The sequence below is a fragment of the Lacticaseibacillus pantheris DSM 15945 = JCM 12539 = NBRC 106106 genome, from assembly GCF_001311175.1.
GTDB lineage: Bacteria > Bacillota > Bacilli > Lactobacillales > Lactobacillaceae > Lacticaseibacillus > Lacticaseibacillus pantheris.
Genome location: NZ_BBAI01000003.1, coordinates 75027 through 95725, shown reverse-complemented (window position 1 = coordinate 95725; position 20699 = coordinate 75027). Strand labels below are relative to the sequence as shown.

Genomic DNA, 20699 nt, shown 5'->3' with positions numbered 1-20699 from the left:
GTAAAGCCTGGTGTCAGTTGTGTAAACGAACCGGCGGCTTGCGATACAAATAGTGGGTAGCGGCTGCGTCGAATTTTCCAAAATCGTGAGAGCGTAAGCACGGTGCAAGACTTTAAAGTAATCAAATTTGTTCATTGCTAAATAACCTCTACCTTACTGGTCAAAATCTGCTCGTACCCCACAGTTATTACGGCTAAACGGCTAGCCAAAGTAACTATCAGGTGGGAAATCACTCGAGCCGGTTTGCCCTTGCTTAAATACACGCATGTCAGCTCAATATTGGCTTATCATCCTCAACCTGGCGGGTGCCGGCAAAGTGGTGGTGGGGTGGAGGCGACTGAACCAGGAGTTATGACCGCTACCGGGGTTACGCAGGCAGTTTGCGCTTTAGCGCTTACTGCGTGCTACTCGCAGGAATGGCGAAGCCAGTCCGAGAGCACTTACGGCTTTAGCCGTTAGAACGCGACGAACTTGAAGACTGACTGCCCGCACTTGGCAGGCAGGCTTCAAGTCGCACCGGAAACTCGCGTACTTTGCGAGTTGGAGGTTTCGCCCCAGAAGCGGTCATGACGGAGCGGTTCACTAAGCCGCAGCCCCACCGCCACTTTACCAGCACAGCCCACCATCTCCGGACAGCGCAAAAAAAAGGAGCTGCCTCCAGCTCCCTTGCATACATATTTGCTAATAATCCACGCGCTACTCGTCCGCAGTGAAGTCGCTCAGCGTTTCGTCCGCAACCTCGTCAGGCGCGGCCGCCTGCTGCTTACCCTGTAGGTACTCGTACAGCGCACCCTCCCGTAATCCGTTTTGCGAGAAGATGATTTTATCCGCGTCAATGAACCGCAGCATCGTGACCACGGGCACCAAGCCAGCAACGATGATGTCCGCCCGATCCCGTGCCAATCCTGGCATCGCCCGGCGCGCCTCCACGTCGGCGTCAACCACCTCGGCAAAGACACTGTTGACGTTGCGACTCAACATTCTGAACCCGTGAATATCCTCAAAGTTGCGGAAGTGGTGCTTCCGCCGCTGAATTTTGGCCAGCGTCCGGTTCGACCCACCCAAAGCAATGATCGGTAGATTCTGGCTTCCCGTAGCCACCAAATGCCGTTGAAAACGTTCGACACCGACGACCACAATCGAAACAAGTCACCAGGCGTAATGGGGTCGTGTTGCACAAAGTGCTCGGTGAGATTGACCGAACCAAACGGAATACTGATACGGTGCTCCATCTGCCGGTTCTGAATTAGCACGAGTTCGGTGGAAGCCCCGCCGGTATCCATAATTAACCCACTTTGCACGTTGAGGGTGTTAATCACACCCACATAGTCCAGTTCAGCCTCGCGGACTCCCGGAATAACCTCAATTTGCAGGCCCACCTCATCACGGACGCGCTTCAAAAACTTTTTCTGGTTCTTAGCCTGCCGGGTTGCCGCCGTGGCGTACGCCTTGATGGTCAAATCGTCCAATTTACTGTAGGTATCCTTAAACCGCAACAACGCGTCAATGGTCCGTGAAATTGCCGGTTCCTTGAGCGTCATTTCAGCGCCCATATCCTCAGACAGCCGAACCATTTCCTTCACCTTTGATTCCGCAACGGGCTGTCCGTCGTCCTTCACTGACCACACGGACATTCGTACCGAATTACTACCTAAATCGATGACTGCAAAGTGTGTCATACACGTGTACCTGCCTTTCCTAATCCCGGATCATCTGGTGATTGTAACGGCGTAAAGCGCATCCCCTGCCCATCGTTCGTGACGGCGGGCGTAGACTCTGGCACCGGCAACAATTCCTGGTTCATTGCCGCCGCGTGCTCCACAAAGTATTCCTGCACGTCGAGACGGGGATGGCCACGCCCATCAACAAGTTTCCAGGTATCATCCGGCTGCAGTACCCGGGTCTTAACGTTATCGGACCACATCAAGTCAAAAATCTGCAATAAATGCACGCGGATGTTGTCCTGCAAGATTGGGAACAGAATCTCAACCCGCCGCTTCAGGTTACGGGTCATCAGGTCTGCGGAGGATAGGTACACGTGCTCCTCCCCACCAGCATAGAAGTAATAAATCCGGCTGTGTTCCAAAAAGCGCCCAACGATGGAATGAACGCTGATGTTATCAGAAACTCCCGGAATGCCCACTTTGAGGTCGCAAATACCCCGAATCAACAGGTTGACCTGGACACCGGCTGCGGACGCCTCGTACAATTTACGAATCATGTGGGGATTGGACAGTGAGTTCATCTTCATCCAAATGATGGCTTTGCGGCCGGCCCGCGCCTCCTTAATTTCGGCGTCAATCTGGTCGCTCAAAAAGTCCTTGATGCCATCGGGACTAATGGATAACTTGTGGAAGAATGGCGGCTCGGAGAAACCGCTAAGCATATTAAAGATACTGGACGCGTCAATACCAATTTCAGTATTGCACGTAAAGAGGCCCATGTCGGTGTACAGGCGGGCGGTAACGTCATTATAATTACCAGTCGCCATGTGCATGTACCGCCGCAGCCCGTCCTCGTCACGGCGAACAACAAGCGTTAGTTTACAGTGCGTCTTTAAACCCACCAGGCCATAGATAACGTGACAACCGGCTTCTTCCAACTCGCGGGCCCAGTGCACGTTGTTTTCTTCATCAAAGCGGGCCTTCAGCTCAACCAACACCGTCACCTGCTTGCCGTTATTAGCAGCCTGCTTGAGGTACTTAATGATTGGTGACTGGCTAGACACACGGTACAGCGTCATCTTAACCGCCAAGACTTCGGGATCCCCGGCCGCCTGGTGAATAAACTCCGTGACCGGCGCGAAACTATCGTAAGGTAGGTGAACGAAAACGTCTTGTTGCCGAATAGTGTCAAAGATATTCTGATTTTGCAGTACGGGGTTAAGGTACGGCGTGTGTTCAGGGTAAACCGCGTCGGGATCCGGTTGTACCCGCTTAATGATTTGCTTCAAGAAAGTGAGGTCAATGGGCCCGTTGATAGGATAAACATCGTCACTATCAATCCGCATCTGCTTAGTCAGGTAGCGTACCAACCGCTTGCCCATCCCCGCATCAACTTCCAGACGCATCACACGACCACGCTCACGTTTTTTTTGAGCTGGGATTGAACTTCCTTAATCAAGTCAGATGCGTCAGCTTCGTCAACGTCGAGTCCCATATCCCGGGTTACCCGGAATGTGGCCGTTTCCTTAATGGTTGAACCAATGAACAACTCGTTCACAAAGGTGCGGATGACATCCTCAAGCATGATAAATTCGTCGCCGCCTGGTAGATGAATTACACGTGGCACCCCGCCGGGAATTTGAACCGTCGCAAACTCATCGTGGTGTTTACCGTCACCATCCGGTCGTGCCAACCGCACAGCCATGTTCATGCTGCCATCAGACAAAAACGGAAACGGGCGCGATGCATCAACAGCCATTGGTGTCAGGATGGGAAAAACCTCCTGGTGGAAATAGTCACCAATAAAATCCCGCTGGGCCTCCGTCAGTTCTTCCGGCGTGCGGAGATAAATTTTCCGGTGGCGCAATGACGGTAATAGCGACCGGGTGAGCGTCCGGTATTGCTTTGCAACCATGGCGTGCACACGTTTACTAATTGCCTTCAGTTGTTCTTTAGGGGTCATCCCCGCAGCATCGGGTTCGCTATACTTGACGGATACCATTTTGCGCAAAGAAGCAACGCGGACGTTAAAAAAATTCATCCAGGTTGCTCTGGGTAATGGCTAAAAAACTAACCCTTTCAAACAACGGGTTATCAGCGTCCCGTGCCTCTTCCAGGACGCGATCGTTGAAGGCAATCCAGGACAACTCCCGGTTAGTATAAAATTTGGGGCTATCTAATTTTTGCTTTTCACTCACTGGACTTTCCTCCATTTAAATTTGACCGGTACACCAAATACAGACTCAAAGAATCGACTCCGCGTATTGAACGACCACCGTTCCAAATCCACGTTGTCCTGACTGGTAGCCGTGATTGTCAGCTGTTGACTACGCAATGAGACGCGAATTTGACTGATTTTTTGCCGGCGTGATGCGTCCAACGCGTCCGCAATTCGCAACAGGGACGCCAGCTTGGCCGCCGCCACCCTTTCCGCACGCCGCAAACCATTGTCCATCGACAGGTAGACTCCGGGTTTGTGACTCGTATATATGTGCGTTACCAGCGCAACCATACGTTGCTCGTGCGTGGAGAGACCGATAACGTCGGTCGCGCGAATTAGGTACTCATTGTTCACGCCCACGTCGTGCTCGTCAATATAGGTGCCCACGTCGGCAAGAATGGCCGCGGTCTCCAGTAACACCCGCTCCCGCTTTCCCAGGCCATGCAGGGATTTCAGTCGGTCGAACAGTTGCAAAGCAAACTCCGCCACCGCGTTCCGGTGCTGACGGTCAACGTGGTACCAATCCGATAGCCACATGGCGCTGGACCGAATAATCCGCGTATGGTCAAACTTGATGGCACGACTATCCGCATCAATGGCCGCATTCACCGCCAACCCGTCCAGCAGGTCGATGCTACTGGTCCAGACGTGGCGAATCTGCAGGCTGGTAACCAATTCATGCTCGAGCAACACGGTCGGCAACACCTGATCCAGTTCCGAGTTGTTCAATCCGTAGCGGTCCACTAACAACTGGTCACTGGCTTGTATAACGGAGCGGTACACCGTGCGCAGATCGTTGAGAACTTCGCGATTCGCGTCGTTTGCTGGCAACAGCTTGGCCAGGAGGTGCTGGCCCGTCCCCATGATGATCAGGTGCTTATAATCCTGTGCGTGCGGTAATAGCCGCAGGAAGTTGACCAGTTCACTATCAATATAGTCCCGCAAAACCGCCACGTAGTTGGTCTCTGTGCGTTGCACCTGCTTCAGGTCCTCAACTACACGGATTGGTCCGAGTGGGAGGTTACGTGCAAAGCAGAACTGGCCCCGTTGGAACGCCATTAGCTCGACGGTGCCCCCACCAATATCGATGAGCAACGTTCCCTCGTTTGCCAGCTGGTCGAACTGGGGGAAATGTTGCATTACGGCGTTAGCACGGTTATAGGTTTCTTCCGACACTGCCAGTTGGCGCAACCACACACCCGTGCGGTTATACAACTGGTCACGCACAAATTCAGCGTTATCTGCCTCAAAGAAAACATTGCCCGCGAAGCCGGTGTAGTCCTCCACGCCGTACTCCTTGAACACGCGCAAGACGGTATTGAGGGCGGTCTGCAGTGCGTCCGCAGTTTCAACACTAAGAAAATTATCGCTAAAGTTATCGGTGCCAATTGCCACCGGATAAAATCCTCGGTCCAGCTCGTGTAACTGCTGTAAATTTGTCACGCTAAACGCGACGCCTTGACTTTCAATAACAACTAATCCGTAAGGTTGCCCAGCCATTACTACCACCATCCCAGCTACTTTTAGAGTCTGCAAATATGTAGTTCAACAACACTGACCTAATCATAGCACTGTGTGATTTCTAGACACAATCGCGGGGAATAATTTCAGACATTTGCGGCAAAGTGTCGTCCTCGAACAGCCATAAATTTGAGCGCTTGACGGCAACAGGCTACATTCAACGTTCACGGGCGCAATAGTAATCCAACTGTAGTAGAGTAGTATCCTAGTACAACAATCAACCCCCAACGCCAACAATCAAACAAAAAGCCGGTCCCATCAGGCATCCCGGCTCAGTGCTTGTAATATTAAAATTATCAAACTACCAATCAACGGACTAATTTTCGTTCGCCAACAGCTGGTCTGCCAACTTAATCAAGGCTTGCTTGATGATTTCCGGCAGCTTGGGCTGGTCGAACTGCAAATCAATGCAACCCATCAACTCGCTAATCATATTTTGGGTGTTGGTGTGCAAAATTGCTTCCAGGTGCGTATTCGCAAACGCAAGAATTAGCGAGTAACACCGGGCGTTATTCAGGCAAGCGTTCATCAGCGCCATCCGTTCCAGTCCCCGGGCCTCGTCAACTGACACCAACTTGTGCGTATGCGCAACGTGATCAACAATCTGTTGCTGAGCCGCCAACACGTCGCTAGCAAAGTCGCTCTTCCATTTATTCATAAAGGTGACCGTCTCACCCGTAATTACCGCGGGGTTCTGGCCCCGGCGTTTAATATTATTTGTGGGCATATTACCATTCTTTCTACATAACAGTATCGATACCGTCATACCACTAATCAAGTTATCCGGCAAAGGTGGTTGCTTCATTATACCGAAAATTCGGTTCATTTCGACACGTTGCCGTTTAAAGACTTTCTTCAATTACTTCGGTTTTGGTTAAATCGGTATGAAAGCGCATTAACGTTCACTAAAAAGTCACATTTAACACCGCCAAACGCGGTATAGTATGGTTTAAATTAACATTGATAATCGAGGTTAACGCGATGCCAGATTTATTTAGTTTCGTAGAACAATATGGCGATCAAACTTTCGCTGACAAGCCACTCACCGACGTGGACGCAGTCATCATCGCCCAACTCGCCTACCTGAATTTCCCCCAGTTTGCCGGCCACTACGCCATCAACACCCTCACGGAGTTTCAGCTGGGCCGCCTCACCGACCAGGTCTGGGAACAGACCAAGAGCCTGAAACTCTTGCAGCTAATGGCCCAAAGTCGTCGTTACCGCGAACTACGGTGCGTCCAGACAGTCTCGCTGGACGGACTAAACGGGCATTGTACGGCAATGGACTTCGACTTGGATGGACGTTTTCACTACGTTGCGTTTCGCGGGACGCAGTCTGATTTCCGCGACTGGCGGGAAGATTTCACGATGGCTTTTAAAAAAAAGTAATCCCAGCGCAAAAATCAGCGTTGCGGTTTCTCGAACGCGCCATGAAACAAAACACCGGGACCTATTACGTTGGCGGTCACTCTAAAGGCGGCAGCTTGGCGGTGTACGCTTCAGTCACCTAACGAGAGCATTGAGTGCGCGCGTTCGTCATTGCTTTAGTCTTGACGCGCCGGACCGGCTACCACACGGCCGTATTCGCAGTCGGATTACCAAGCTAGTACCGCAAAGCACCTTTATTGGTATCCTGCTAGACCCCACCGCCGACTTTCAGGTTATCGCCGCCCATGCCGTTTGGATGGACCAGCACAACCCGTTCACCTGGACCACAGCGGGCGACAGCTTCCTCCGGCGTGCGCGTATCGATGGATGGGCGCACTACTGGCAACACACGCTGGCTGGGTGGGTCCGTAGCCTCGACCGCGAGCACATCGAGCTATTCGTAGACGGGCTGTTTGGGGCACTTAGCCGCACCGGCACGAACAACTTTGAGCAATTCGGTTCAAAGTGGCAGAGCAACTTGAGGCGCTTGATTCGCGAGCTTGGTCGCGGTCAATCGCGTACGCGAACGGCCATGCGTGAAACCACGCGCCGCCTGTTACTGTCGGGTCTCTCGGCCGTGCCAGCGCTGATTGCTCCCCCAACGGGTCAACAAGCCAGTACCGGTACCCATAATTGGTAGATGGCCCAAGCCAATTTTACAACCAATTTGTTTATTTCCAGGCTCTTAATCATGGCCCTTGGTCGCCGTCAGCATTGACCTTTCACGGCAATTTTCACAAACTGTGGATAACCACGATAACGGTTTCTAGAATGTCGGCTTCCCTATCACAATTGCTGTGGTTTCGCGCTTTTCCCGCTCTGGGGCCTTTGTTGGCATTACGGTTTGGCGTCACCACCACTTGCAAAGAATAATTAGTATTCATTGGCGCTTTCAGAAAACGCTGTGCATAAATCAATTGGCGCCCGGCGTCACGGGACTGGTTGACGACGAAATACCACTGTATATTCCCACGCAAATTATGCATCAGTTGCCGTTTGTACCATACCAATTCACTAACCAATCAATTAAGCACCCAATCTGCGATCCCCACACATACTCCGTGTGGAGATTGCAGATTGGGTGCCTTTTAATTCGCTTGGGGGCCAAGTCCACGACGGTACATCCAGTACACTAAACCAGCAAGCGGTAGTGTACACATTAACGCCGGGTAAAACCAGCCGTATGGTAGAAAGTCGAACAACGCCCCACCAATAATCGGTCCTAAAACCATTCCGGAATCCATCCCAATGTAAAAGGTACTGTTGGCCAGCCCCTGTTCGTTCAACGGCGCTACCAATAACGCGGTTGCTTGGCACACTGAGTACATCAGGCCATAACCGCCCGCTAAACCCAGGGCGGCAACTACGAGCATGCCATCATTGACCAAGAAGGTTAAGCCCAGCATTCCAACTAGGTTGCTGGCAATCCCGGCTAACAAGAAAACTTTGAATGGTACCCGGTCGAAATAATCCTTCAGTGCCAGTCGCAAAACTAATAAAATGCCTGCATAAATCAGGAAGAAACTGCCCACAGCCACGTGCAGGTGCCGTACCGCGACGTACTCGACAATGTACGACTGCGTAGCAAAGTACGGAATGGATAAAATCATGATTAGTAAAGCAATTGGTACAACCCGCGGCTGGACAATACGCACGTGGTGCTGAGTCGGCGCGACTTTGCGTACGACCGGTTGCCCGTGATTCGCCACAAACTGAATTAAAATGATTAGTAGCAGGCTGAACGCAGCCGCGCACAGGAACGCCCAACGGTAGCCAAACCGGCCATACATGAAAATCCCCAGGGCCGGGGCAATTGCCATCCCCAACGCGTTCATCATACCGTAGTAGCCCATCCCGGTGCCGATCCGGTCGCGCGGCAGCAATCCGGACAACCAGGTAGCCATGCAGACCGAACACAAAGCAAAGCCGAACCCGTTAACAATCCGAAACAGCACCACCATCCACGGGGCCACGGACAGCGCGTAACCAATTCCGGCGATTAACAGGAGAATTCCACCCAGTAAAGCCAGGCGGAATTTAGACACCCGGTCGGTTAACTGCCCAGCAAAGGGGCGGAAAAGCAACGAGCACAGGTTCATGCAGGCCGCCACCATGCCCGCCACTAACGCACTAGCACCAATGCTGTGCGTAAAACCCACGATGAGCGGATTAATGAGCATGGATGACGACATGTAGCAGAAACTACCCAGCAGGATTAATACGGCATCCCGACCAAACAACCGTTTTTTTTGCAGACACAATTGGCCTTCTTTCTGAAACTTCTTCGCCATTTAGTGTACCATACGGACCGTCGCCGCTGTGACATACCGCCCACGCGGCTTGCAGCCGGCGACCCACAATACGGCCATGCCACCCCCACAATCAGTCCGGGCATTCACCAACTTTGGCTACAAAAAAAAGCGTGGCTCAGCGCCTCCTCGATGGGAATTGGCACTAACCTACGCTACACTCCCAGAATTTAATCTTGCGGAGCTCCATTAAAATTATACGTACTGCAACTGCTTAGCCTCACTGTAGGCCGCGTCAATCGTACCGCCACCCAAGCACTCAGCACCGTCATAGAAGACAACCGCCTGACCGGGGGTGATAGCGCGAACTGGCTGGTCAAAGGTGACCTTGGCCTGCCCGTTGCCCAGCACGTGCACCGTCACACCGGTATCCGCCTGACGGTAACGGAACTTGGCCGTCACGTGGAAATCAGTCCCAGGCTGATGGCCGTTCGCCCAGTTAAGGCCGGATGCGTCCAAACTCGTCGCCATCAGTGCTGGATTATCAAAGCCCTGCCCAACGTACAACACGTTCTTCTGCAGGTCCTTGCCAACCACAAACCAAGGCTCGGAGTTGTCGCTACTACCGCCAATCCCCAAACCAGAACGCTGACCAATCGTGTAGTACATCAGGCCAGCATGCTCGCCCATGTCCTGACCGTCGACGGTCATCATCCGCCCCGCCTTTGCAGGCAGGAACTCGCTCAGGAAGTGCTTGAAGTTACGCTCGCCGATGAAGCAGATACCGGTGGAGTCCTTCTTCATGGCCGTTGCCAGGCCGTTACGGCGTGCAATGGAGCGGACCTCCGCCTTCTGCAGGTGGCCAATCGGGAACATCACCTTCTGCAACTGCTCCTGGCTAAGCTGACTCAGGAAGTACGTCTGGTCCTTGTGCTGATCGGCACCGCGCAGCATGTGCACCGTACCGTCAGCGTCGCGCTCAACCTGAGCGTAGTGCCCCATTGCGATGTAGTCCGCATCCAGCTCCTCGGCATAGTCGAGGAAGGCCTTGAACTTAATCTCCTTGTTGCACATTACGTCCGGGTTAGGCGTACGCCCAGCCTTATACTCATCCAGGAAGTACGTGAACACGCGGTCCCAGTACTCCTTTTCAAAGTTGATGCCGTAATACGGGATACCGATTTGATCCGCCACTTTGGCTACGTCTTCGTAGTCCTCCGTGGCAGTACAAACGCCATCGTCGTTGCTGTCGTCCCAATTTTTCATGAAGACGCCCACAACATCGTATCCCTGCTGCTTAAGTAACAGCGCGGCAACGGAGCTATCCACCCCGCCTGACATGCCCACAACTACTCGTGTGTTGGCATTATCCACATTAATCACCATCATTTCGTTAAAATTCTAAAATCCACGGTTTGAAGGTCGGGAATTCCAGTACTTACCAGTATAAAGTCCATGACGACAAAACGCAACGCTTTGTAAAAGTAAGCGGGGCGTCGACCCGGTGATTTGGGGTGCCACACAGTAACCAATGCTACGGTAGTGGTCGACGGCAGCGTCGGCCGGACCGGTAAGCTGCGGCTTCCGTGGGGCGCTCCATGGTAATCCACTGCTAGGGCGAAGGCTACAACCCGCCAAGTGCGGGCGTGTTTCCGCCGCGATTCAGAGCCTGTCCGAAGGCCCACCGGCCAGTCTCTGAACTCGTCGCGCCGTACGTCACTACGCTCTAGGCCTGGCTCTGCCAGCCCTTCGAGTTAACTCCCAGTAAGGTGCTAAAGCACCAACTGGAAGTAAACCTACGGCGGTACCCCCTGGCAGTGGTTACCACTCCGACCCCACACGCCTCCTCTCACCGGTCCGACCGACGCGGCCTTACGCTACTGTGGGAACTACGTCTCCTGGCACGACGCCTCCGTCCTAAAGACCATCCGCGGGTTCCCGATAGTACGTGGTCCCTAATTTATGATGCACTGATTCAGAACTCGTGCTTTAGTCAGCATTAATTTTGAGATACATCATTATTTGGAGCGACAGTTGGGTAAATCGTTCATAAATGCACCCGCAATGTTGGTTATGGCCGTTTGAGTGCGTAGATGACTGGACACGGAACGGCGAGCATCTACAGTTGGTCGTACTGGCGTGGTGGCGGAGGTTGAGCGGCTGGTCCCCGTGACGGCTGCATGCCCGTAGTTCTGTAGGTTTACTTCCAGTTGACGCTTTAGCGTCTTACTGGGAGTTAACTCGCCGGTCTGGCAAGGCCAGCCCTAGAGCAGATCGACGTACAGAATCAAATTGGCTAGACCGAGCGGGTCTTGCTCGGGCTACGGCAATTCGCGGTAGCCCGGCACGGGCGTGAGCGTGAGGCACGTAGCCGGTCGCGGGGACCAGCCGCTCAACCGGAGCCACCGCGCCAGTACGACCAGCCACTAGCAGTGAGCCCATGGAACCCGTTAGTGATGCAAAGTGAGGTTTGCGGGTGTATGATAACATAATAATGAGAAGCATCTCAGCACTTTATTATATTAATGCCAATCTACACATTTAATTAGGGGGTACGCTTTTTGACTTCTACATACGCTTTTTACCAGGCCGGCATGCGCCTGTACGATTTTACGACCGGAGATGATGACACCATCGTGACACGGTACGACCACCAACCAGTTACCAACGAACCACTAACTGACGCCCTGGCAACAGAGTTGGGGGCCGTGATGCACTTTGACCCCCGCACCGCACTCGCCCACCTCACCGACTTTGAGGAATACCGGCCACAAATTCAGTCCGGTCGTGCGTTTACCACCGGCTGGGGGGCCACGTACGCCCAACGTGACGCACATTACTGGATGAACCGCCACGCGCGTCCGGCGCTGGATATTATCGTTGATGACAACGGCCACGTCGCTGGTTACCAGCAAACGCAGCGGGCCGTCACCAGTGTACTGGTGCAACCAGAACTAACTGCGTACACCATCGTCCAGATGTGGGACGAAGCCGGAATGGTGCGGCCGGCAGGGCAACTTGGCCGCCGCTTCACGGCAATGGTGCCCATGCATGACGGCACCCGTCTAGCAACCGAAATATTACTGCCGGACAATCAGGAACAACCAATTGCCGCGATTATGGAGCGGACTCCCTACGGCCGGAACTTGTTCATCCCCGATTACCAACGTTTTGCACACCGGGGTTACGCCGTAATTATTCAGGACGTTCGCGGTCGGGAGGATTCCGAAGGTGACTGGATTCCCTTCCAGTACGAGCGGGACGACGCGGACGATACCCTCGACTGGATCGCCCAGCAACCGTGGAGTAACGGGCGTGTGGGCATGATTGGCGGCTCGTACGGCGGCTACACCCAGTGGGCGGCGGCCGCGTCCGGCAATCCCCACTTACAGGCAATTGTGAGCATGGTGACCGCGGGTAGTGCGATGACCGACACCTTTGCTCATGGCGGGGCGCCCTCCATGGGCCAGCTGGCCTGGTTCTTTGCGGTTTCCGGGCAGCACTTCCAACCGGAGTTGATGCACCGTGACGACTGGGACCAGCTATTTAAGGTTCGCCCCATCGTTGATATTCCGCAACACGGTCTCGGGCACCCCATCGCCGGGTACTCGGCATACTTGGAGCATACCTATTACGATGACTTTATGGCCAACACGGACTGGCACGCCCGGCAGGATCAGATCACCGTCCCTGCCTTTATTCAAAGCGGCTGGTTCGATGACGACGCCATGGGGACCATTGAGGCGCTGGATGCCACCCGCAACTACGCCCCCGGCCGGCGACACATTTTGCTTGGGCCCTGGCTCCACGGTGGTAACGCCCAATACGACCTGGACGACCTGGCCCTGCCAGCAAACGCCATCCGCCATGACGTTGACCTGTTGCACACCCAGTGGTTTGACCACTTCCTATTGGATATTGATAACGGTATCGACCGGGAACCGGTAGCAGAATACTTCACCATGAACGCCAACGAGTGGTCCACAGCGGATACCTTCCCACCCGCCGGACCGCGGGTTGACTGGCAATTAGACGCATCCGACCGTGGATTCAGCAATAACTCGACCGCGGGTGAAGCCAGTGTCGGGTTCGATTACGATCCCGCTGACGCCGCTCCCCAGCTCGTTGACGTGTCCGGTAACGAGTTTGAATTTCCCACGAATTACGCCCAGTGGGAACAACGACCCGACGTGGTGAGCTTTACCAGCGCACCTTTGGCCAGCCCCCTGACCGTTAACGGCCGGTTCAGCCTTCACTTCTTTGCCAGTTCTAGCGCGGAGGATACCGACTGGGCTATTCGTATCACTGATGTTGGTCCCGACGGCAGCGCCCGTAACGTTACCGACGCACTGATGAACGCCAAATTCCGGGATGGCCTCGACCAGCCAAAGTGGCTGACTCCCGGCGCCGTGACGGAATACACGCTGTCGTCACTGCAGACTTCCTACCAGTTTCCGGCGGGCCACCAGGTGCGTCTTGATATTACCAGTGCCGCCAGAAACCTAATTTTTCCGAATCCCAACACACGCGCGGGCCTGGGCGGCTCCGAATCGGTCGTCGCTCACCAGCGTATTTACACGGGCAGTGACTACCCCTCAACGCTGAGCTTTACTGCCCGAGTACAATAGTTTGCACGCCTAAATACTGATAAAACAAGACGAGCCAGCAGCTTCCTGAATTCAAGAAGCTGCTGGCTCGTCTTATCTTGTTGACGCTACTCGTCGACCCCGTTGCTGTGCTGATTATTTTTACTCAAAGTCGTATGACAATAAATATCTTCGGGCCTCTTTGGCAGCAACCATACTCAGGCCGTGCTGGCGTAAAAAGTTGCGGACCCACACAGGATTGTACTTTGAATACGTCCGCAGTGCCCGGCCAATAGCCAGCTGAATCTGCTTGTCGTCCGTATTCCGATCATACAGGATGGCCGCCGACAACATGTCCGTGTCCAAACTAAAGTCCTCATTGATTTGCAGTAAGATGGCAATCCGTCGTAACCATATATTCTCGTTTTTGAAGAACAAGGCAAACACCATCGGCTTTTGTTCTCGATGAAAGGTTAGGTACTTGCTAAAGAATTGACGCCAGTTGTCACCGGTGTCACGCCAAGCATTGACGGTGATCCACTGGCAAAAATGCTGCATATCGTCAATATCAAAACGCCGCACGTTCGCGATAGCAATATCAATGGCGACGTACTGATACTCCCGCTCAGGACGACTGAATAGGTCCCCCATCGCGGAAAAAAATCTCCACAATCGACCACTGTTTAGAACTATGCACTAAATCTGTCGACTGCTGACGGCGCTGCCCGACCAGAACACCCAGGAAATCAAATTGATTGCCCGTGTTAGCAGCCATCCGCTGCGCACTGTCACTGTTACCGACTAACTGAAAATCTGCGGTTCGTGCCTTACTCGCACTATTCGCCATGATCAACACCCTTTACTACGCGTTTTTTGAAGTACCACACCACAAAAATGACCACCGCAACGACGCCCACCACCAACACAATCAGCGCGTACGTGTCGACGTATGCAGCCACCTGTTGCCATGCCGAGCCCGCAGCGCGACCCAGCATTACTAACACTACGTTCCAAATACTCGTTCCCACCGCACTCAACACCACGAACCGGACAAAGGGCATCCCCGTTGTCCCGGCGGGTATCGAGATTAGGCTACGGACAATGGGTACAAACCGTCCCCAGAAGACCGTGCTATTGCCGTGGCGTGTGAACCAGCGTTCAACTTTGCGCACATCCGCCACGGTTAGGCGTAAAACCTTACCGGTCCGTCCCGCTACCAACCGTTCAATACGCTCCGCACTGAGTATACGCCCCACCCAGTACAATACAATGGCCCCCAAAACCGAGCCAATGGTCGCCGCCACGATGACCCCGGGTACGTCCAGACTGGTATGGTGGGTCACAAACCCGCCAAAGGTCAGCACGATTTCCGAGGGGATCGGTGGAAACACGTTCTCTAACAAAATTAGCAAGCAAATACCGAGGTAACCAAACTGTTCAATAACAGATTCAATTGCTGTCTGCATTCTTCGCTCCCATTATGATTGTTTATTATAGTTTTCATAATACAGGAGTGATTGACATGGTGCAATCTTTGTAGCCATATTTTTACATACGGCGAGCATCCTTGCATAAATCTTTACCATTGTCATAATAACACGACAAGCGCCGCACCGGACCATATAAAAATGCCCCCGCATTAACGAACACGGAGACATTGATAACAATCTACGCTTGAGCGGCAACAACCTTAATGGCCACATCCATGTCAAAGGGTGTGCCTGCCGCTAAATCATCGGGCATCACTAGGATGCCATGACGGTCTGGCGCACCCGGAACACCTAACTCCCGGGCCGCGCAAATCATACCGTAACTATCGACACCGCGTAGGGCACCGGGCCAAATAATTTGGCCGGTAGGCATCATTGCACCAGGTAGAGCCACCACCACGTGCTGACCAGCAGCAACATTCGGAGCTCCACAAACAATTTGCACCGTTTCCGGCCACCCAACGTCAATCTGACCGACGTGCAAGTGGTCAGAATCCGGGTGTGCAGCCAGCTCATTCACGACCCCAATCACCAACTTTGGATCGTGATCAGCCACCAATTGACCGGGAGCACCAGCCGCCGTAATGGCCGCATTCAGTTTGTCGACCTGGGTATCGGTGAGGAATACCTGGCCCCGATCACTCAACGCCCCCAGAATTTGGCTGACGTTGAAGAAGTTGTACCCCACTACTTTGCCCTGGGCGTCACTGATCGCCACGATATCACCAAACTGCTGGTGCGTTTCGCCCGGCTGGTCCTGTGCTAACACTACAATTAACGTGTCGCCCATTGCGTCGGGATTATAACTAGCAATTAACATTATCAAGCCCCTTAATCTTTGATTGTGTTTTCATCATCATAACGCGCAATTAATTTGTAAATACGGCCACCATCGGCGCTAAAACGTTGCTCGTACTCAGTTTCGACGTTATCGGCATTTGCTACACCGTCATTATGCAGGTCCAAACTCACCAGGTCAAAATGCATGCCGAAGTTATTCATGCTCACCAGTGAGTACTCAAAAAGGCCCTGATTATCCGTCTTGAACTGGAGTTCACCGTTTGGAACCATAATCCGCCGGTACTGTTCAAGGAAGTGTTTATACGTCAACCGCCGCTTTGCGTTACGCTTCTTGGGCCACGGGTCGGAGAAGTTGAGGTACACCCCGTCCACCTCAGCGCCCGCAAAGTATTCGGTTAGGTCCGCGCCGTCACCCAGAATGAGGTGCAAATTGGGCAACTGGAGTTCCACTTGCTTCCGCAAAATGTACGCCACGGCCACCTCCTGAATCTCGAGGGCAATGAAGTTCCGTTCGGGATACTTCTGGGCCATATTGACGATAAACTGACCCTTACCCGAGCCCACCTCTAAGAACAGCGGCTGGGTGGCGGCGAAGTGTTGCTGCCACGTGCCTTGCTGCCCGTTGGGATGGATTGAAATCATGTCTGGGTGGGCATCAATTAATGGCTTAGCCCATTTCTTGTTACGCAGTCGCATACTGCCTCCATATTCTCATTACGTTGATTTACCACTGTAGGTGCTGATGCGAATAACGCGGAACGTACCAGCCAACCACTAGGGCAGCCAGTAGCACTCCTGCCAATAGGCTCAGGCCCGCCGCCATAGAGCCCACCGTTAACCATCCCGTAACCGTAAAGACCAGCGTTTGTATCAGCAAAAGACATAACAACAAACGTTGCAAAGCCGCTATCCGCGCCGTAGCCGGCAACGGGTACAGATGAGCAAAAACCACTTCACGGTACTGAGTTGTCAGCGGCACAATCTGGATGGCCGTTAAATACATGGCGACGAGACCAATTGCCATACTGGTCCACGCTACCGTACTTAAGCACATGAGCACAACCGCCAACACCGTTAACCGAATAAATAGGTTACCATATTCTGGCCGTCGAATAAAGCCGCGCAGGTACAGGTAGTCCCAGGTCCGCGCCTGCTTGCGCGCGCCACGCCGTAAGAATCCGTCCAACCAGCGGCGCCGTTTGATGGTTGCACGCAATCCAGGCACGTCCGTAAACATGCTGTAAACGCGGTAAACCCTTTGCATGCGCGCGTTCTCGTTTTGTGCGGCCAACAAAAAGTTGACCTGACCATTTTGGAGCCGTTGCTGCAACCAAACCCGCAAGACCACGTCCATCACGGCCGCAGCCACTACGGGGAACCAGTAGACCGGAAACTGCGTTGCATAGACGCTTAACCCCATGAGCAGTACCAGCGACACACGGTGCGGCAACTGCGCCGGCTGATCCAATAACAGCGCGTTGGTCTGCAGCATTAAATCACCGTATTGTACCAGCGCTCCCGTCACGGCGAGACAGACAATTGAGGCAGTCCCGACGTGCCAGCTAACACTCAACACGGGCCACGCCGCAACGCATAGAAGCACGGTCGCGACCACCGGTAAAACGAGACTGTACCGCATGGCGGCCAGCAGGTAGTCGCCCATCCCCGCCGCACGGGGCAACAAGAAGGTCGCGTCGGCGTCGGTGAACATGGTGGCAACCTGTCCCACACGCACGGATAGAGCCACTAACACCACCACAATCCACGGCAGCCAACCAGAAACGGTCGCACTCATTCCCCGGACAAACTGCGCGTAGCCATATAAAGCTGCTCCCAAAATCACGAACAGGACAATCGTGAACTGGTCGTTAAAGACCAGCCGGAGGTACCGGCCCTGCTGCGTCAGGTGACGGCGTAATCGCCTTTGCCATAATTGCCGCATGGCTACACCTCCCGCGTCATGGCCATATAGATATCATCTAGGCTAGCCCCAGCCAGATCAAACTCTGACCGTAACGCGTCCAAAGTGCCCTCCGCACGCACCCGGCCGTCCCTTAACAGCACAAAACCGTCAGCGTACTCCTGCGCCGTGGCTAACACGTGGGTCGACATGAGCACCGAGGCACCGCGAGCCTTCTGTTCGTTAACCAGGGTAATGAGGTCGTGCACCGCCACGGGATCCAGCCCGGTGAACGGCTCATCGATAATGAACAAGCTAGCGTCCGTCATGAACGCACTGGCGATCATGACCTTTTGTTTCATCCCCTTGGAAAAGTTGTCCGGGAACCAATCTAGCTTATTATCTAACCGGAACATTTTGAGCAGACGGTCAAGCCGCCGCCAAGATTCGTCTTGGTCCAACCCATAAGCCATCATGGCGAGCTCTAGGTGCTCACGCAAAGTTAGTTCCGGATACAGTACCGGCGTCTCAGGCACGTACGCGATGCTCCCCCTGTAGGCGCTGGCATCGGTAGCCAAGGTATAACCGTTAACCGTTACGGAACCGGATTGTGGCTGCAACAGCCCGATAATATGCTTAATGGTGGTGGACTTACCCGCACCATTCAAACCAATCAGACCAATCACCTGACCGTCCGGGACGTTGAAGCTCACGTCGTGGAGAACCGGCACCTGCCCATAACCACCGTTCAGCTTTGTCACTTCGAGACTCATGGTACTACCCCCGTTTACATTCGAATTCCTATCTGATATATGATAGCATAATTACAACCAAACCTATTGAAAACAGTATTTTGAACCAAACTACGAAGGGAGATTTACCCAATTATGGACGACTGCATTTTTTTGTAAAATTATTGCTGGGGATATTCCCAGCGTGACGGTTTACGAGGACGACGAAGTTAAGGCCTTCCTTGATATTTCGCAAGCCACGCCTGGTCACACGTTACTTGTGCCGAAGCAACACATCCAGGACATCTTTGCTTACGACGCCGATTTAGCCGAACGCGTGTTTAGCCGCGTACCAGCACTGGCCCGCGCCATCAAGGCCAGCAACCCCAAGATCCAGGGGATGAACATAATCAACAACAACGGTGCGGTTGCGTACCAAAGCGTCTTCCACAGCCACATTCACTTCATTCCCCGCTACGGTGCAAACGACGACTTCAGTATTCACTTTGGTGACCACACTGACCAATACGATGGTGCAAAGTTGGAAGCCATCGCGGCATCAATTCGCCAACAGTTGGAGGACTAAACATGAAATCATTTATCGGCGGCTTTATTACGGGAGCGGCCATCGCAGCCACTTGGGCCATCACCCACCGACCCAGCGCGGCAGAAGTAGCTGCAGCGGACCGAGCAGCAGACAACCTCGAGCGCGACGCTACCCACCTAACACGCGCCATGAGCAGCGTGCAGCAACGCACCAGTGCCCTACAGCAGGCCATTCAGGACACGGTTCCTGAGGCCGAAGCGGGCATTAACGATGCTATTACCAGATTCAAGTTCCAGACTGAGCCCCGCATTGCAAAATTGACGGCCAGCCTTGAAACTATTACGGACGCGTTACCAGAAAACGAATAATTTTTGTGAATATTGTGAATATTTGGCGTGGGGTTTGAAACTTGTGTGAAACCCACGCCATTTCTCGTTTTATCGCAAAATACTGTGCTATATTACCACTCATGACGGTGCGAGATGACTCCTCGCGTTCAACTACCCTTTGTTGACGCGGAGGATTGTTCCGCACAAATATAGACAGATTAGGATGTGTCATGATGAAGAAATGGATCCTCGGCGCGGCAACCGCAGCCATGGTGCTGGTGTTGGCCGGCTGTGGTAGTTCAACCGTTGCCAGTATGAAGGGCGAAAAAAATCACCCAGAGCGAGTACTACTCAAAGATGAAGACCACCTCATCCGGTAAGCAGGTTCTGCAACAGATGATTATCGAAAAGGCCCTAGAAAAGCAGTACGGTAGCAAGGTTTCGGACAGCAAGGTCAACAACCAGTACAAGACCGTTAAGAGTCAGTACGGATCTAGCTGGTCATCTACTTTGAGCACGTACGGCTACACGGCATCAAGCTATAAGGAACAGATTAAGATCTCCCTCCTGTCCGCCGTAGCGCTGAAGGACCTGAAGAAGCCAACCACTGCCCAACTGAAGGCCCAGTACAAGAAGTACGAGCCTAAGGTCACCACGCAGATGGTTCTGGTGAAGAAGAAGGCCAAAGCCGAAGAGATTATCAAAGAATTTGCTTCCGAGGACAACACCACGCTAACTTCGGTAAGTTAGCCAAAAAGTACTCCACGGACTCCAGCACCAAGAGCAACCAAGGTAAGCTGAGCGCCTTTGATAATACCGACACCAGCCTGGACTCTTCATACAAGACCGCAGCCTTTAAGTTGACTAAGAACGGCTCTTACACCACCACCCCGGTCAAGACTAGTTACGGTTACGTGGTAATCCGGATGATTAACAACCCGGGCAAGGGTAAGTTCTCCAGCAAGGCGGTTCAGAAGACCTTAACCAGCCAGCTCTACACGAGTTGGGAAAGCAACACCACCGTGATGAACAAAGTCATTGCGAAGGTGTTGAAGAAGGCCAACGTTACCATTAAGGACAGCGACTTGAAGGACGTACTTTCCACCTACTTGAGTAGCTCGTCGTCTTCCACTTCGACCACTTCTACTTCATCAAGCAACTAAAAATCGTCAACCGACAATAAGTTTAACGAATCATTAACCGGCCCCGCCACGCTTTGTGACGGGGCCGGT

Annotated in this window: 16 protein-coding genes and 4 pseudogenes; 7 read left to right on the top strand and 13 right to left on the bottom strand. The window is 53.2% G+C overall.

Annotation, left to right across the window (positions count from 1 at the left end):
* Positions 1-696: 696 nt before the first annotated feature.
* The 4 genes and pseudogenes from JCM12539_RS02305 to JCM12539_RS02285 form a co-directional block, all read right to left on the bottom strand.
* A pseudogene (locus JCM12539_RS02305) lies at positions 697-1679 on the bottom strand (Ppx/GppA phosphatase family protein).
* Positions 1676-3877, bottom strand: a pseudogene (locus tag JCM12539_RS12510) (RNA degradosome polyphosphate kinase). The pseudogenes JCM12539_RS02305 and JCM12539_RS12510 overlap by 4 nt, the downstream one beginning before the upstream one ends.
* Positions 3859-5385: a Ppx/GppA phosphatase family protein gene (locus JCM12539_RS02290; protein WP_054648941.1), complete on the bottom strand. Its 1527-nt coding sequence runs from the start codon at positions 5383-5385 to the stop codon at positions 3859-3861. Before JCM12539_RS02290 ends, JCM12539_RS12510 begins: the two are co-directional and overlap by 19 nt.
* Positions 5386-5722: 337 nt before the next feature.
* Positions 5723-6133: a hypothetical protein gene (locus JCM12539_RS02285; protein ID WP_054648939.1), complete on the bottom strand. Its 411-nt coding sequence runs from the start codon at positions 6131-6133 to the stop codon at positions 5723-5725.
* A gap of 254 nt (positions 6134-6387) precedes the next feature.
* Here JCM12539_RS02285 and JCM12539_RS14490 point away from each other — a divergent pair, with 254 nt between their 5' ends.
* From JCM12539_RS14490 to JCM12539_RS14485, 3 genes are read left to right on the top strand one after another with little or no spacing between them, the layout of a single operon-like run.
* Positions 6388-6795 carry an Mbeg1-like protein gene (locus JCM12539_RS14490; protein ID WP_054648937.1) on the top strand — a complete coding sequence of 136 codons (408 nt, stop codon included), beginning with the start codon at positions 6388-6390 and terminating at the stop codon, positions 6793-6795.
* A gap of 41 nt (positions 6796-6836) precedes the next feature.
* Positions 6837-6917 carry an Mbeg1-like protein gene (locus JCM12539_RS15020; protein ID WP_369396043.1) on the top strand — a complete coding sequence of 27 codons (81 nt, stop codon included), beginning with the start codon at positions 6837-6839 and terminating at the stop codon, positions 6915-6917.
* Positions 6918-6925: 8 nt separating this feature from the next.
* Positions 6926-7474 (top strand): Mbeg1-like protein, encoded by a 549-nt coding sequence (locus tag JCM12539_RS14485; protein ID WP_054648935.1) that lies wholly within the window; start codon positions 6926-6928, stop codon positions 7472-7474.
* A gap of 448 nt (positions 7475-7922) precedes the next feature.
* On the opposite strand, the gene JCM12539_RS02270 is transcribed toward JCM12539_RS14485, so the two are convergent.
* The gene (locus JCM12539_RS02270) at positions 7923-9125 is read right to left on the bottom strand and encodes an MFS transporter (protein WP_156302000.1); all 1203 of its coding nucleotides are present in this window, start codon (positions 9123-9125) and stop codon (positions 7923-7925) included.
* 213 nt (positions 9126-9338) lie between these two features.
* Positions 9339-10472, bottom strand: coding sequence for a tRNA 2-thiouridine(34) synthase MnmA (gene mnmA, locus JCM12539_RS02265; RefSeq protein WP_054648933.1), 1134 nt, complete (start codon positions 10470-10472; stop codon positions 9339-9341).
* 1172 nt (positions 10473-11644) lie between these two features.
* Between mnmA and JCM12539_RS02260 the strand changes: the two genes are divergently transcribed.
* Positions 11645-13711, top strand: a complete 2067-nt coding sequence (locus JCM12539_RS02260) for a CocE/NonD family hydrolase (protein WP_054648931.1) — start codon at positions 11645-11647, stop codon at positions 13709-13711.
* Positions 13712-13831: 120 nt separating this feature from the next.
* Here the strand turns inward: JCM12539_RS02260 and JCM12539_RS02255 are convergent, their stop codons facing one another.
* From JCM12539_RS02255 to JCM12539_RS02225, 7 genes are all read right to left on the bottom strand, one after another.
* Positions 13832-14320 carry a DNA alkylation repair protein gene (locus JCM12539_RS02255; RefSeq protein ID WP_054648929.1) on the bottom strand — a complete coding sequence of 163 codons (489 nt, stop codon included), beginning with the start codon at positions 14318-14320 and terminating at the stop codon, positions 13832-13834.
* On the bottom strand, positions 14295-14516 hold the full coding sequence (locus JCM12539_RS02250) for a DNA alkylation repair protein (protein WP_054648927.1): 222 nt from the start codon (positions 14514-14516) through the stop codon (positions 14295-14297). Before JCM12539_RS02250 ends, JCM12539_RS02255 begins: the two co-directional genes overlap by 26 nt.
* Positions 14506-15135, bottom strand: a complete 630-nt coding sequence (locus JCM12539_RS02245) for a DedA family protein (protein ID WP_054648925.1) — start codon at positions 15133-15135, stop codon at positions 14506-14508. Before JCM12539_RS02245 ends, JCM12539_RS02250 begins: the two co-directional genes overlap by 11 nt.
* A 202-nt stretch (positions 15136-15337) precedes the next feature.
* Positions 15338-15979 (bottom strand): YtpR family tRNA-binding protein, encoded by a 642-nt coding sequence (gene ytpR / locus JCM12539_RS02240; protein ID WP_054648923.1) that lies wholly within the window; start codon positions 15977-15979, stop codon positions 15338-15340.
* A gap of 11 nt (positions 15980-15990) precedes the next feature.
* Complete coding sequence (trmB, locus tag JCM12539_RS02235; protein ID WP_054648921.1) at positions 15991-16656, bottom strand: tRNA (guanosine(46)-N7)-methyltransferase TrmB; 666 nt, start codon at positions 16654-16656, stop codon at positions 15991-15993.
* Positions 16657-16684: 28 nt separating this feature from the next.
* Positions 16685-17902, bottom strand: coding sequence for an ABC transporter permease (locus JCM12539_RS02230; protein ID WP_054648919.1), 1218 nt, complete (start codon positions 17900-17902; stop codon positions 16685-16687).
* Positions 17903-17904: 2 nt separating this feature from the next.
* Complete coding sequence (locus JCM12539_RS02225; protein ID WP_054648917.1) at positions 17905-18633, bottom strand: ABC transporter ATP-binding protein; 729 nt, start codon at positions 18631-18633, stop codon at positions 17905-17907.
* 114 nt (positions 18634-18747) lie between these two features.
* On the opposite strand from JCM12539_RS02225, the pseudogene JCM12539_RS02220 reads away from it, so the two are divergent.
* The 3 genes and pseudogenes from JCM12539_RS02220 to JCM12539_RS02210 all read left to right on the top strand — a co-directional run bounded on the left by JCM12539_RS02220 (position 18748) and on the right by JCM12539_RS02210 (position 20630).
* Positions 18748-19177 (top strand): annotated as a pseudogene (locus JCM12539_RS02220) (HIT family protein).
* A gap of 2 nt (positions 19178-19179) precedes the next feature.
* Positions 19180-19506 carry a hypothetical protein gene (locus JCM12539_RS02215; RefSeq protein ID WP_054648913.1) on the top strand — a complete coding sequence of 109 codons (327 nt, stop codon included), beginning with the start codon at positions 19180-19182 and terminating at the stop codon, positions 19504-19506.
* Positions 19507-19700: 194 nt separating this feature from the next.
* Positions 19701-20630 (top strand): annotated as a pseudogene (locus JCM12539_RS02210) (peptidylprolyl isomerase).
* The last annotated feature ends 69 nt before the right edge of the window (positions 20631-20699 follow it).

Bases quoted from the DNA above. Each gene is read 5' to 3' on its own strand.
- JCM12539_RS02215 (WP_054648913.1), top strand. From the start codon at position 19,180: ATGAAATCATTTATCGGCGGCTTTATTACGGGAGCGGCCATCGCAGCC.
- JCM12539_RS02285 (WP_054648939.1), bottom strand. From the start codon at position 6,133: ATGCCCACAAATAATATTAAACGCCGGGGCCAGAACCCCGCGGTAATT.
- JCM12539_RS15020 (WP_369396043.1), top strand. From the start codon at position 6,837: ATGAAACAAAACACCGGGACCTATTACGTTGGCGGTCACTCTAAAGGC.
- JCM12539_RS14490 (WP_054648937.1), top strand. From the start codon at position 6,388: ATGCCAGATTTATTTAGTTTCGTAGAACAATATGGCGATCAAACTTTC.
- JCM12539_RS02255 (WP_054648929.1), bottom strand. From the start codon at position 14,320: ATGGGGGACCTATTCAGTCGTCCTGAGCGGGAGTATCAGTACGTCGCC.
- JCM12539_RS02270 (WP_156302000.1), bottom strand. From the start codon at position 9,125: ATGGCGAAGAAGTTTCAGAAAGAAGGCCAATTGTGTCTGCAAAAAAAA.
- JCM12539_RS02225 (WP_054648917.1), bottom strand. From the start codon at position 18,633: ATGAGTCTCGAAGTGACAAAGCTGAACGGTGGTTATGGGCAGGTGCCG.
- trmB (WP_054648921.1), bottom strand. From the start codon at position 16,656: ATGCGACTGCGTAACAAGAAATGGGCTAAGCCATTAATTGATGCCCAC.
- JCM12539_RS02230 (WP_054648919.1), bottom strand. From the start codon at position 17,902: ATGCGGCAATTATGGCAAAGGCGATTACGCCGTCACCTGACGCAGCAG.
- JCM12539_RS02290 (WP_054648941.1), bottom strand. From the start codon at position 5,385: ATGGCTGGGCAACCTTACGGATTAGTTGTTATTGAAAGTCAAGGCGTC.
- mnmA (WP_054648933.1), bottom strand. From the start codon at position 10,472: ATGATGGTGATTAATGTGGATAATGCCAACACACGAGTAGTTGTGGGC.
- JCM12539_RS02250 (WP_054648927.1), bottom strand. From the start codon at position 14,516: ATGGCGAATAGTGCGAGTAAGGCACGAACCGCAGATTTTCAGTTAGTC.
- ytpR (WP_054648923.1), bottom strand. From the start codon at position 15,979: ATGTTAATTGCTAGTTATAATCCCGACGCAATGGGCGACACGTTAATT.
- JCM12539_RS02245 (WP_054648925.1), bottom strand. From the start codon at position 15,135: ATGCAGACAGCAATTGAATCTGTTATTGAACAGTTTGGTTACCTCGGT.